The organism is Micromonospora sp. SCSIO 07396 (genome assembly GCF_053667945.1).
In genome coordinates this window covers 6820501-6832770 of sequence record NZ_CM132210.1, presented here as the reverse complement: position 1 = coordinate 6832770, position 12270 = coordinate 6820501, and the positions used below count along the sequence as shown (strand labels likewise).

Sequence of the window (12270 nt, the reverse complement as noted above, 5' to 3'; positions counted from 1 at the left end):
GCTCGCTCCATACCGCGCATACGGATGCCGCCGTGCACGCCGAGCTGTGGTGCCGACTCAGTGCGGTGCGGACACCACATTGACCACCCGGGGCGGGCGGACGATGACATTCGCGACGGCAGCCCCCTGCAGCACGTGCCGGACCTTCTGCGAAGCCAGCGCAAGGCTGCGCAGCGCATCCGCGGAAACATCCACCGGTACGTCAATTCGATCCCGCAACTTGCCGTCCACCTGGACGATGCAGGTGATGGTTTCCGTCGCGACCAGATCCGGATCCGCCTCCGGCCAGCCGGCCCAGCAGACTGAGGGTTGCCGGCCAAGCCGCTCCCACGCCTCCTCGGCCGTGAACGGTGCAAAGCAGGAGAGCATGCGCGTCAGGGACTCGGTTCCCTCCCGCACCGCCGGGTCGGCCGGTCCGCATCCCCGATCGACAGCCCGCCGCAGCACCGAGGTGAGTTCCATCAAGCGGGCGATCGCCACGTTGAGCCGCTTGCTCTCCATCATCGCGGTCGCGTCGTTGATCAGGCGGTGGACTGCCTGACGTACATCCCTGTCACCCTGAGCTGGATCGGCATCGATGGTCGCCGGATCAACCTCGCCAGCCAGCCGCCACACCCGGGTCAGCCACTTCACGGCGCCGGTTGGTGACACGTCCGCCCAGTCGATGTCCTCCTCAGGGGGGCCAGCGAAGACCATTGTCACCCGGACCGCGTCCGGGCCATACTGCGCGATCTGATCCTGAAGGTTGACCAGATTGCCGAGGCTCTTGCTCATCGCCTTACCGTTCATGATTACCTGGCCCTGGTTGGTGAGCCTTACGAACGGTTCGACGAAGGGCAGATGCCCCAGGTCGTGAAGAACCTTGGTGAGAAAACGGGCGTACATCAGATGGCCGGTGGCGTGTTCCTTGCCGCCGATGTACTCGTGCACCGGCAACCAGCGTTGGATGCCGGCCGGGTCGAAGGGCCCGTCCTGGTAGTGCGGGTTGGGATAGCGCAAGAAGTACCACGACGAGTCGACGAAAGTGTCCATCGTGTCGGTGTCGCGATGCGCGGGCTGGCCGCAACTGGGGCACGCGACCTCGACCCAGTCCTTCGCGCTGGCCAACGGCGACTGCCCGGTATCGGACCGCAACTGGTAACCGGACTCTGGCAACCGGACCGGCAACTCTTCGTCCGGCACCGCCACCTCGCCGCAATTTTCGCAGTGGACGATGGGAATGGGCGTCCCCCAGTATCGCTGCCGCGACAGCAGCCAGTCGCGCAGCCGGTAGGTCACGGCTGGTTCGCCGAAGCCCCGCTCGGCGAGTTCACGCACGATCGCCGCCGCTGCGACGTCGGATGACATGCCGTCGAAATGGCGGGAACGGACGAGCGTGCCGCCGCCGGAGGTCGCCGCCCCGGTCTCGGCTGGTTCGGGCTGCCCGGTGTCCACGACCACGCGCACCGGAAGTCCCAACGCCCGGGCGAAATCGAGATCGCGCTGGTCGTGTGCCGGCACTGCCATGACCGCCCCGGTGCCGTAGCTGGCGAGCACATAGTCCGCAGCGTAGATCGGAATCTGTTCCTCGTTGGCCGGATTGATAGCGTAGCGGCCGAGGAAGACCCCCGTCTTGGGTCGGTCGGTGGCGAGCCGGTCAGCCTCCGAGGTCGTCCGCAGCCCGGCCCGGTACGCCTCGAACTCCGCTCGTCGCTGCGGCGCGCACAACTCGTCGGCGAGCGGCGAATCGGCCGCCACGACGAAGAACGTAACTCCAAAGATCGTGTCCGGGCGGGTCGTGAAGACCCGCACCGGCTCGTCCCGTCCAACGATGGCGAAGTCGATGTGGGCGCCTTCGGACCGCCCGATCCAGTTCCGCTGCATCGCCAGCACGTCCGCCGGCCAGGTTTCCTTCAGCTCACTCATGTCGTCGAGCAGGCGCTGCGCGTACGCGGTCGTGCGGAAAAACCACTGTGTCAGGTCACGCGTCTCAACCTGGCTGCCGCACCGCTCGCAACAACCGGCGACGACCTGTTCGTTGGCCAACACGGTCCGGTCCACCGGGCACCAGTTGACCGGGGCGGAACGGCGGTAGGCCAGACCACGCTCGAACATACGCAGGAACAACCACTGGTTCCACCGGTAGTACTCGGGGTCAGACGTGTGAAAGCGAGTGCGCCAGTCGAACGATACGCCCAGCTTACGAAATGACTCCGCTTGGACCTCAATATTGCGATACGTCCAGTCGCGCGGGTCGAGATTCCTTTTGAATGCCGCGTTTTCGGCAGGGAGACCAAACGAGTCCCAGCCGATGGGATGCAACACGTTCATCCCTCGCATGCGAAGGAACCGAGCGATGCCGTCACTGATCGAGTACACCTCGGCGTGGCCCATGTGAAGATCGCCCGATGGGTACGGGAACATGCTCACGACATAGGAGCGGGGCCGATCGTCGGGGAGCCCTTCCGCCTCGAAGACGCGCTGATCAGCCCAAACCTTCTGCCACCTATCAACGGAAGCATGGGGGTTATAGCTCTCCTCCACGTGCGCTGACTCCTCACGGCTCAATGGGTACGCGGATCGGCAACGGCTCGCCCCATGCCACTGTAGGTCAGTATCTCGGCGGGCTGACGAGCAGGGTCAATGAGTCATTCTCATCCTGCGTAGCGGTCGGCTTCGACGTGGTGCAGGACGAGGACGGCCTGCATGATCGCGGTCGCTCGGTGTGGGCAGCAGCGTAGCTTGACCAGGATTGGACGGAACTGCCACTGTGGCGCACCGACCACGGTGTCGACGTCCAGGCGTTCGGCGCGGATGTCGGCGAGCCGGTCGGCGCGGCGGCCCGCCGACGATGACGGTGTTACCCCGTTGCCGCAGTCGTACGGCGAGGCCGAGTCCGATGCCGGAGGTGGCGCCGGCGATGAAGAGTGTTGCCGCTGATTTTCATCTACCCGGGCCGTTCAGTGGCCGATGGAATAGAGGTTGATGAGGTTGCCGTCGGGGTCGCGCAAGAGCATCGACCGGTTGCCCCACGGCTGGGTGGTGGGTTCCTGAACCCAGTCGGTGACCTGCTCGCTCAGGCGGGCGCGTTCGGCATCGACGTCGTCGACCTCGAACTCGAGGATCGCGGACCGGTTGGCGGCGGCCTCGGCCGCTCCGTTGTTGTAACGCTTGACCGCGGTGCCGTCGGCCAGCGCGACGATGCCGCCCTCGGTGTGCAGTTCGGCATAGTCGGGCCCGAAGGGCGTCACCGGCTCGGTGTTCGTCAGCGCGGCGTAGAAAGCGACCAGGGCGGGCAGGTCGTCGGTAACGAGACGGACCGAGGCGAACTTCATGGCGTTCTCCCGACTATCTTCGGTGAGCCGGACCATCCAGCCCTCAGAAACGCTACGCTACCGTAGCGTACTGTTTCCGGTCATGAAAGATGGGGAGATCACAAGGTGGCCCGATCCGGGGACTCCGTCGACGTCCGCGTCCAGCGATCCAAGGCGGCAGTGCTCGCCCAGACGTACGAGCTGCTGACGGCCGGCGGCATCGGCGGCGTCAGCATCGACGAGGTGTCACGACGTTCCGGCGTGGCCAAAACCACGATCTACCGCCACTGGCCGTCGCGTGCCGCGCTGCTGGTTGAGGCCTGCTCGACGATCGGGTCGACCTCAGCGGTTCCCGACACCGGCAGCTTCGACGGCGATCTCACCGCTTTGACCGAGGAACTGGCCGAGCAGCTGCGAAGTGCGCGCTGGGCGACGGTTCTTCCCTCTATCGTGGATGTTGCCGAGCGGGATCCCGAGTTGGCCGGGCTCCATGCGGATCTGCATTCCCGGTTGCTGGCTCCGTTCGGTGTGGTGACCGAACGCGCGCGAGCTCGGGGTGAGCTCACTGCGGACCGTGGACCGGCTGACGTCACCGCCGCCGTCGCCGGCCCGCTGTTCTACCGTCGCTGGTTCTCCCGCGAGCCACTCGACGCGGTGTTCGTCGCGCGCGTCGTCGAGGATGCCCTCGGCCTTCTCGGCGTTCAGCCTCGCCCGGCATAAGGGGCGGGTACCGAAGGCCCTCATCGTTGGCTTTCTTGGAGGTTTCGCGAGGTCGGGGCGGTTTCGCCGGTGCCCTTCCGCCCCAGGGGCGGCCGTGACCGGGCGAGCGCGGCGCGAACGGCCCCGACGCCAGCGCGTCGGGGCCGTTCGTCGGTTTCTCAGCGCAGGCGGTCGTCGATGCTCTGCTGGAAGATGGCGAGCAGACCCTCCGCCAGGCCCAGGGTGTGCACCTCGTTGGCACCGTAGCGGAGGTTCTCCTGGACGTCCTCGGCCACCGCGAAGTCTTCCCCGCCGAACACCACGTCGTTGGTGAAGGCGAAGCGCTTGGCCAGCGCCGCCTGTCCCTCCTCGCCCGGGAAGTCGGCGGCCCGGTACATCATTTCGTGGGTCCAGATGGTCCGGTCCGGTGCCTCCGGCCAGAAGATGTTGATCGAGACGTAGTCCGGGTGCATGATGAAGAAGGTGTTCGGGAAGAGCACGTAGTAGACCGAGGCGTATTCGAGGATTCGCCACGAGTCGGGCTCGGTCGTCAGGGCTTCCTCGATATTCGACCGGGCGGCGCACATGCGGATGTGCGGACCGTCCTCAAAATAGGAGAGCACGCCCTTCCGGAATGCCTTCGACAGGGTGTTGCGGTGCAGATACGGGACGTGGTAACCCTCGAGATAGGTCTTGATCAGCAGTTTCCAGTTCGCATTCTTCACCACCTTGGTCTTGCGATACCGGACGAGTTGGTCGACCTCGAATTCCACCAGGTCGTCCAGCATCCGGCCCAGGTACGCCCGCAGGTCGAGGTTGCCCGCCGGGTCCGGGTGCACCCAGATCAGGCCGCCCGCCTCGGTGACCGGCAACTCCTTCAGGCCGTACTGGTCGGGGTCGATGCCGGGGAAGTCCTCCTGCCGGCTGATCGAGCGTAGCGAGCCGTCGAGGTCGTACACCCAGTTGTGGAACGGGCAGACGAACGCCTTGAGTTGCTTCTCGTCCCCCTTCACCAGTCGGGCGCCCCGGTGTCGGCACTGGTTGAGGAAGGCGCGCAGCCGGCCCTGCCGATCGCGGGTCACCACGTAGGGGATCCGGTTCCAGTCGCTCAACAGGTAGGAACCCGGTTCGGCGACGTTCGAGACGTGCCCGGCCACCAGAGGGTAGTCGCGGAAGACGCCAGCCAGTTCGCGGTCGAGGATGTCGGCGTTCGTGTAGTTGCTCACCGGCACCTCGACGACCCGGCCGAGCATTTCCTGATCGCGGCCCTGTTCGCGCAGTGCGAAAAGGCCCTTCATAATTTCTACCTGTTCCTGGTGATTCATCAGACACGTTCCTTAGATCCGGGGCCCGCCGCCGGTGGGCGGCGGGTCGATGTGCCCTGTTAGAATCCAATCGGGAGTCGTCAGCACACTTTTCACCGATTATCGCTGGTGAGCGCACCCTGTCAATGTGGCCGGTGTCCGGAGGAACGATGGATCTCGAGCAGTTCGCGCACAGCGTGTTCGACGCGCAGCCGTTCAGTCAGTACCTCGGCGCGCGGCTCACCGGGGTCGGTCAGACCAGCGCGGAGTTGTCGGTGACCATCACCGACCAGCTCAAGCAGCAGCACGGGTACGTGCACGGCGGCGTGCTCAGCTACCTGGCCGACAACTCGATCACCTTCGCCGGTGGGCTGGCACTGGGCGGCAACGCGCTGACCTCCGAATTCAAGATCAACTATTTGAAGCCAGCCACGGGGGCGGTCCTGGTCGGCCGCGCGGTGGCCAAGGGCGTCGGCAAGCGGCAGGCCGTCTGCCAGTGCGAGATCTACTCGGTGCAGGACGACCAGGAGACCCTCTGCGCGATCGCCCAGGGCACGGTGGTCTCCGCCCGGTCGTAGTTCTCGACTGACGGTTCCGGAGACCAACGACCGCGGCGGCCCAACAGCTCGGGGCTTGGTCAACTGCGCCAGCGCCGGCGGCCGGCTGCTGGGCGTCGTTCCTGAAACGATCCCTCATCGCCGGCTTGGCCGTCCGCTTGGTCCTGTCCTTGATCAATGCGTGGTGCTACGCCCCGACCCCAGGACGGCGCGATGTCAAGATCGCGGATGCCATTGCCTGCGGGCACCGCAGCTGCACCGCTGGGCTGCGGCCTCGATGGTTGCGGCACGGGGGTGGCATCCTGTGGATCGTGAGGCCTAAATGCTCCCTGTACGTGGACGTCGGTTACCTGCTCAGCGCCGCAGCGGTCCGGGTGACGGGGACGTCGCTGCGGAACGGGATTCAGGTCGACTACGAGTCACTGATCGACGCGCTGGTCCAGCAGTCCGAGGCGCTGTCGGAGCTGCCGATGTTGCGCGTGCACTGGTACGACTCCGCGAAAGACGGTGTACCCGACGGCTCGCAGCAGTTCATCGGTGAACTACCCAACGTCAAGCTGCGACTCGGCCGGTTCGGCGTGGACGGCCAGCAGAAGGGTGTCGACCTGCGCATTGGGCTCGACCTGGTGATGCACGCACGCAACGCGGTTGCGGACGTCTTCGTCCTCGTCTCGGGCGACGACGATCTGACCGAGGCCGTGGAGGAGGCCCAGGTGCACGGGGTACAGGTCATCCTGCTCGCCGTCCCCAACGGGCAGGACCGGCCCCATGGCATCAGCCGGCATCTGATCCGGGCGGCCGACGGGCTCAAGATCATATTCCCGGACGCCATCGACACCGCCGTGACGAAGATGGAGACACCCTCGGCGGTGCCGTCACCGATGGCGGTGTCGCTGGGCGGGCACCAGCGCGCCAAGGCCCCGTTGACGGACTTCACCGCACAGGACGGCTCACCAGCACCCCACCTGTCATCCGCGCCCGCCGCCAGCGGAGCCCTGGATGTCAGGACAGGCACGACGAATCACGAGGAGCCTCCTGACCTCGCCGAACAGATCGGCTCGGTCGTCACCAACGTCCTGACGACTTTCCGCAGTTCCGCCACGCCGGAGGCCCTGGCGGAACTCACCGCCGGCAAACCATCGATCCCACGCGACATCGACAAAGCCCTACTGACCGACCTGTCGGAACGGCTCGGTGAAGTCGATCTGAGTGAAGCCGTGCGACACCAGCTTCGGGCACGGTTTTGGGAGCAGTATGACCAGGCATGGTAACGCTTTGTTAGGTTCTGTGGCGTTTGCTGCGGTGTAAGGGTTTCACGGGTTGGTGGCAGGTGAGGCAGGTGCCGGTCCAGGTCCCGCGGAGCCGCCGGTAAACCGGGGAACCTCACCACCTGGCGACGACAAACCAGATGCCTGGCTCACAGCCTCGATTCATTGCCTCCCTGCCGATCTGACGTCGTGTGGTCTTCGGCGTCAGGCCACTGCGGTCGCGGCGATCCGCTCGGAGAATTCGACGAGACGGTTGGAGAATGCCCACTCGTTGTCGTACCAGCCACACACCTTGACCTGGTTGCCGACGACCGCCGTCAGCGGCGCGTCGAAGATGGACGAGTAGGGGTTGCCGACGATGTCCGCCGAAACCAGCGGCGCCTCGGAGTACTGAAGGTAGTGCCGTAGCCGCGGGGAGTTGGCCGCCTCGCGGAACGCCGCGTTGACCTCCTCGACATCGGCACTCCGACGGAGGACCACGGTGAGATCGGTGACTGAGCCCGCCGGAATGGGGACGCGTAGAGCGGCCCCGGTGAGACGCCCGTCGAGTTCCGGGATGACCTTTCCGATAGCCTTCGCCGCACCCGACGACGTGGGAACGATCGACAGGGCTGCTGCGCGGGCCCGGCGAAGATCGGAGTGCGGGCCATCGTGGAGCCGCTGGTCGCTCGTGTAGGCGTGGACCGTCGTCATCAGTCCTGATTCGATGCCGAACGAGTCGTTGAGCACCTTCGCCAACGGCGCGAGCGAGTTCGTGGTGCACGAGCCGTTGGAGAAGACGTCGTGGCCTTCCGGATCGAGCCTGTCGTCGTTCACCCCGAGCACGATCGTGGGCACGTCCCCCTTGGCCGGGGCCGAGATGATGACCTTCCTCGCGCCCCCTTTGAGGTGGGCCGCCGCGGCGGAGCCGTCGGTGAAGTGGCCGGTGGACTCGATGACGACGTCGGCACCCACCTCGCCCCAGGGGATGGCGGCCGGATCGGACTGTGCGAAAACCCTGATGCGCGTGCCTTGAACAACTATCGCGTCGCCGTCGAAGGCGACATCGTCGAGGTGGCCGGAAACCGAGTCCCACTCGAGCAGTGCGGCCAGCGTACGGGCGTCGGTGAGGTCGTTGACCGCGACCACCTCGACGTCGGCGTTGTTCGCCAGGGCAGCGCGCAGATAGCTACGCCCGATCCGTCCGAACCCGTTGATGCCGATGCGTACCGTCATGGCTTCAGTTCCTTTCTTGGTTGAGCACGGAAGGCGACGCGGCCCGGAGCAGGTCGATGGCACCGGCGCGGGCGTCGTCGAACGGGCCCGGATCCTGCTGGGCGATAGCGAGCACGTACCCGCCCTGCAGGACGGCCATCAGGGTGTGGGCGAGTTGCTCGGGGTTGAGGTCGTCCCGCAGTTCGCGTGCGGCGATCGCTTCCCGCAGCACGCCGACCAGGTTGGCGTGTGCCTGAGCGAACGCGCGCGACACCGGGGCAAGTAGCACCGGGTCCTCCCGGACCTGCGGATCCTGGGTCATCCGGCCGACCTTGCAGCCCTTGAGGACGTCGCGTGGGCGCATCAGGTACGCCTCGATCCGGGCCATCGGGTCGCCCAGGCCGTCGAGTTCAGACCCGGCCGGCACCAGGTCGTCGACGTTACGCTCAAGCGCGGCGAGCGCCAGATCCCGCTTGGTCGGGAAGTGGTGGTACATGCTGCCCTGGCCGACGCCTGACCGTTCGCGCACGTCGCGCGGGCTGGTGTCGGAGTAGCCGCGCTCCCACATGAGTTCACTCATCGTGTCGACCAGGAGCTTCCTCGAATCCACCGGACCAGTGTACCTACTAGTAGGTACAGGTGCCCCGGAACGGCCCGACTGAGTCGTCGTCGCTGACCAGCCAGGGCGGTCAGGCCCATGCGGTTGCGCCAGCCGGAGGTCCACGCGGCCCTACACGCCAATCGGACAGGACCCGGAGTCAGGCGAGGAACTCTTCGATGATCTTGAGGAGCTCTGCCGGCCTCTCCATGGCTGCGGCGTGCCCGCAGTCCAGCTCTACGTACTCGCTACCTGCGATGGCGTCGCGGAACTCGCGGGCGTAGCGGACGGGCACGAGCTGGTCCTGCCGCATACCAACGACAAGCGTGGGGCACCTGATGTTGCGCACGTGCTCACTGATGTCCAGCCTGTTGATCAGCTCTAGCAGGGCGACCAGGCCCTCCGACGGCATCAGGCCCGACCGTAGCCGCAGCCGCTCGCCGGGGCTCATCGAATCGATGAACGTGTCCGAGACGACGTGTAGGAGAGTGAACTCGGCGAAGGCATTCCCGTCGAGCTTGGCCAGACTCAGCCAGGTACGCATGAGCAGCCGCTGCCAGGGCTGGCGGAAGTGCTCGAACCCGCCCAGCAGGACCGCCCGGCGTACGAGATCCGGCCGTTTGCCGGCCAACGCGGCGGCGACGACGGCGCCCGTGGAGATTCCAAAGACGTCCGCCGGGCCTTCTGCACCGGCCTCGAGCGCCCCCGCCACCTGGTCGACCAGCATGTCGACGGTGAGCTCGTGCGGGGGGAGCGGGGTGAGGTTGCTGCCCGAGTAACCCGGCACGATCGTCCGACGGCGCCCGGTGAAGTGCTCCAGCAGGCTGGCGAAACTGGTTTCCGGGTGCCCGGTGCCACCGTGCACAAGGACGAGCTCCGGGCCCGGTCCCTCCCCGGCGACGTGGTAGCCAACCGGGATACCCGCGACGTCGACACTGCGTTGCGTCGTGATGCTCAACATGCGCTTTCCTCTCGTTGTCTACTTCGCGGCGGTGGCGACTGCCCCGGGTTCGGCGGCAGCCTCCCATCGCGGCCGGGACAGCGCCCACGTGAGCAGCGCGGCCAGCCCCGCGAAGCCCGCTGCGGCTGGCAACAAGGTGGCGGCGCCGGTGGTGGAGATCAGACCCGCGCCGATGACGCCGGACAGGAACTGGCCGAGATAGCCGGTCGAGGTGTTGAGCGAGGTGACCAACGGTGCCCCGCCGGGCGGCGCGAACGCGATGATGCGGTACTGCTGTGGCCCGATGACCGAGTAAGACACGACGCCGCTGAGCGCCTCGGCGACCACCACGAGGAGGAACTGGTCTCGGACCGCGAGCATCAGCAGGCACACCACAGCGATGCCCACGGTGGCACCGATGACGACCTGGCGCGGGCCGTACCGGTCGGCCAGCCACCCCGCCGTGAGGTTGCCGGCCGTCGCGGCGACGCCGAACACCAGTAGCAGCAGGGCGAGCCGGGATTCGTGGCCGTCGAGGGCCGGCGCGAAGACGGCGCTCATGTAGGTGAAGGGCAGGAAGACCCCGATGAACGCGAGCAGTGTGACGACCAGGATCCGCAGCACCCGCCCGTCGGTCAGCGGCGTGAGGCGCTGTCGCAGGGACGCGCTCCGGTCGGGCTCGATCGCCGGAACCAGGAAGCTGAGTACGACCGCGACGACTGCGGCGACCCCGGCGACGAACCAGATCGCCCGCTGCCAGCCCCACGCCCCACCGATGAGCGTGCCCAGCGGCGCACCGAGCACCAGCGACAGGGTGGCCCCGGCGGTCACCATCGAGATCGCTCGACCGCGGCGTTCCTCGCCGGCGAGGAACGCCGCGGTCGCCACGGCACTCGCCACGAAAAGCGCCGCACCGCATCCGGCGAGCACACGTGACGCGAGGACCAGCCAGTACGCGTGCGCCGAGGCGGTCACGGCGTTGCCGACGGCGAGCAGCGCGATCCCGGTCACCAGGGTCCGGCGACGCGGCCAGCGCCCGGTCAGTACGGCGAGGACCGGGCCCAGAAGCGCGTACGCGATGGCGAAGGCGCTCACCATCTGGCCGGCCGCCGCAATGCTGATCCCCAGCGTTTGGTGGATTTCCGGCAAGAGGCCGACGATGATGAATCCGTCGGTTCCGACGACGAACGTGCCGAGCGTCAGAACCAGTATGCGCGCCTGCCAGGGCAGGCCACCGGATCTATTTCCAGACTTGATCATCTCACTACCATATTCAGCGAAGTAACGTGATTTTCTGAGATTCGGGGTCGCGCCGTTTCGAGGCCAGCGGGAAAGACGTTCAGGAAAGATCGGCGCTGACCAGCCAGCTCCGTGGGACGCCGCGTGCCTCGCGCGGCGCGACCGGGTACGGCCAACGCCCTTCGCCGGCGCCCGGCTCGCCCGGCTGCCGCAGGTCCCGGACGGTCCAGCCGTGCGCGGCCAGAAACTCCGCCGGATGGTCGGTGCCGAACTGCCATGGCGTGCCATCGTCGCGCAGACGCTGCAGGAACGACTGGGTCATCGGGTGGCGCAGCAGCGCTGCGCTGGCCAGATCGAGAACCAGGCGGCTGCCCGGCTGGCTCGCGCCGGCCACCCCCCTGAGCAGCCGCCCAGCCTGCGCCTCGGTGAGGAAGAAGATCAGCCCTTCGGCGATCCACAACGTACGCTCGTCGGGCACGAACCCTGCCGACGTCAGCACCGTCAGCCAGTCGCCGGCCAGATCGGCCCCGATCGACACGATGTTAACCTGCGGCTCGGCGTCGAGCTCGGCCAGGCGCCGCTGTTTCTCGTCGAGCAGGGCATCGTGGTCGACCTCGTACACCGTGACGCCGGGCGGCCACCTGAGGCGGTGGGTGCGAACGTCCATGCCGTTGGCGAGCATAACGACCTGCTGGATGCCGGTTTCGGCGAGTAGGCGTACGAGCGCGTCATCGATGTAGCGGGTGCGCACGGCGACGAAGTCGACCACCCCGGCGCCCCGGTAGTGTTCGAGCAGTTCGAAACCGCGCGGCTCGGCCAACTGCCGGGCGTACTCGTCGCGGACGATGCCGTCGGGCCGCTCCGTCTCCTGTGCGCGGGCGGCGGCGGTCCATTGGGCGGTGTAGGAGATCTGGTCCACCGGTTCACCTTTCTATGCGGCCAGGAAATGCTTCTGGATGGCGGAGAGGGTGCGAACCTCACCGATGTCGAGCGTGTCCATGTCGATCTCGATACCGCTTACCTCCGAGATGAGAAAGACGAACTCGACGAACGACAGCGAGTCGACGAGGCGATTGTCGATCAGATCCTCGTCGGCGGCGAGTTCGACGCGGTCCTCGTGCTTGGCGAGGATCCATTCCTTGATCCGGTTGATCGGGGTCGTTGTCTGCTGGGTCATC

The 12270-nt window shown here is 66.7% G+C and carries 12 protein-coding genes and 1 pseudogene; 3 read left to right on the top strand and 10 right to left on the bottom strand.

The window, feature by feature from the left end:
- Window positions 1-57: 57 nt before the first annotated feature.
- From leuS to ACWCHM_RS30155, 3 genes and pseudogenes are all read right to left on the bottom strand, one after another.
- Entirely contained in the window at window positions 58-2523 is a 2466-nt protein-coding gene (leuS, locus tag ACWCHM_RS30165; protein ID WP_307821484.1) for a leucine--tRNA ligase, read from the bottom strand.
- A 110-nt stretch (window positions 2524-2633) separates the two neighbouring features.
- Window positions 2634-2732 (bottom strand): annotated as a pseudogene (locus ACWCHM_RS30160) (IS5/IS1182 family transposase); the annotation flags it as partial.
- Window positions 2733-2939: 207 nt separating this feature from the next.
- Window positions 2940-3314, bottom strand: a complete 375-nt coding sequence (locus tag ACWCHM_RS30155) for a VOC family protein (protein ID WP_204961861.1) — start codon at window positions 3312-3314, stop codon at window positions 2940-2942.
- A 159-nt stretch (window positions 3315-3473) separates the two neighbouring features.
- Here ACWCHM_RS30155 and ACWCHM_RS30150 point away from each other — a divergent pair, with 159 nt between their 5' ends.
- A complete protein-coding gene (locus ACWCHM_RS30150; RefSeq protein ID WP_454220806.1) occupies window positions 3474-4013 on the top strand; it encodes a TetR/AcrR family transcriptional regulator in 540 nt (179 codons plus the stop codon).
- 158 nt (window positions 4014-4171) lie between these two features.
- Here ACWCHM_RS30150 and ACWCHM_RS30145 read toward each other — a convergent pair whose 3' ends face one another.
- Entirely contained in the window at window positions 4172-5317 is a 1146-nt protein-coding gene (locus ACWCHM_RS30145) for an aromatic ring-hydroxylating oxygenase subunit alpha (protein WP_454220804.1), read from the bottom strand.
- 149 nt (window positions 5318-5466) lie between these two features.
- Between ACWCHM_RS30145 and ACWCHM_RS30140 the strand changes: the two genes are divergently transcribed.
- Together ACWCHM_RS30140 and ACWCHM_RS30135 are read left to right on the top strand one after the other, a co-directional pair.
- Window positions 5467-5874 (top strand): PaaI family thioesterase, encoded by a 408-nt coding sequence (locus tag ACWCHM_RS30140; protein WP_204961864.1) that lies wholly within the window; start codon window positions 5467-5469, stop codon window positions 5872-5874.
- A gap of 314 nt (window positions 5875-6188) precedes the next feature.
- Entirely contained in the window at window positions 6189-7124 is a 936-nt protein-coding gene (locus ACWCHM_RS30135) for an NYN domain-containing protein (protein WP_454220803.1), read from the top strand.
- A gap of 201 nt (window positions 7125-7325) precedes the next feature.
- Here ACWCHM_RS30135 and gap read toward each other — a convergent pair whose 3' ends face one another.
- From gap to ACWCHM_RS30105, 6 genes are all read right to left on the bottom strand, one after another.
- On the bottom strand, window positions 7326-8336 hold the full coding sequence (gene gap, locus ACWCHM_RS30130) for a type I glyceraldehyde-3-phosphate dehydrogenase (RefSeq protein WP_454220802.1): 1011 nt from the start codon (window positions 8334-8336) through the stop codon (window positions 7326-7328).
- A 4-nt stretch (window positions 8337-8340) separates the two neighbouring features.
- Window positions 8341-8925: a TetR/AcrR family transcriptional regulator gene (locus ACWCHM_RS30125; protein ID WP_454220800.1), complete on the bottom strand. Its 585-nt coding sequence runs from the start codon at window positions 8923-8925 to the stop codon at window positions 8341-8343.
- A gap of 148 nt (window positions 8926-9073) precedes the next feature.
- On the bottom strand, window positions 9074-9874 hold the full coding sequence (locus ACWCHM_RS30120) for an alpha/beta fold hydrolase (RefSeq protein ID WP_454220798.1): 801 nt from the start codon (window positions 9872-9874) through the stop codon (window positions 9074-9076).
- 18 nt (window positions 9875-9892) lie between these two features.
- Window positions 9893-11113, bottom strand: a complete 1221-nt coding sequence (locus tag ACWCHM_RS30115) for an MFS transporter (protein WP_454220796.1) — start codon at window positions 11111-11113, stop codon at window positions 9893-9895.
- Window positions 11114-11192: 79 nt separating this feature from the next.
- Entirely contained in the window at window positions 11193-12011 is an 819-nt protein-coding gene (locus ACWCHM_RS30110; RefSeq protein WP_204961870.1) for an SAM-dependent methyltransferase, read from the bottom strand.
- Between the two features lie 12 nt (window positions 12012-12023).
- On the bottom strand, window positions 12024-12269 hold the full coding sequence (locus ACWCHM_RS30105) for a hypothetical protein (RefSeq protein ID WP_204961871.1): 246 nt from the start codon (window positions 12267-12269) through the stop codon (window positions 12024-12026).
- Window position 12270 lies beyond the last annotated feature (1 nt).

Excerpts from the sequence above, each read along its gene's own strand:
- gap (WP_454220802.1), bottom strand. The coding sequence starts at position 8,336 with ATGACGGTACGCATCGGCATCAACGGGTTCGGACGGATCGGGCGTAGC.
- ACWCHM_RS30105 (WP_204961871.1), bottom strand. The coding sequence starts at position 12,269 with ATGACCCAGCAGACAACGACCCCGATCAACCGGATCAAGGAATGGATC.
- ACWCHM_RS30120 (WP_454220798.1), bottom strand. The coding sequence starts at position 9,874 with ATGTTGAGCATCACGACGCAACGCAGTGTCGACGTCGCGGGTATCCCG.
- ACWCHM_RS30145 (WP_454220804.1), bottom strand. The coding sequence starts at position 5,317 with ATGAATCACCAGGAACAGGTAGAAATTATGAAGGGCCTTTTCGCACTG.
- ACWCHM_RS30115 (WP_454220796.1), bottom strand. The coding sequence starts at position 11,113 with ATGATCAAGTCTGGAAATAGATCCGGTGGCCTGCCCTGGCAGGCGCGC.
- ACWCHM_RS30140 (WP_204961864.1), top strand. The coding sequence starts at position 5,467 with ATGGATCTCGAGCAGTTCGCGCACAGCGTGTTCGACGCGCAGCCGTTC.
- ACWCHM_RS30155 (WP_204961861.1), bottom strand. The coding sequence starts at position 3,314 with ATGAAGTTCGCCTCGGTCCGTCTCGTTACCGACGACCTGCCCGCCCTG.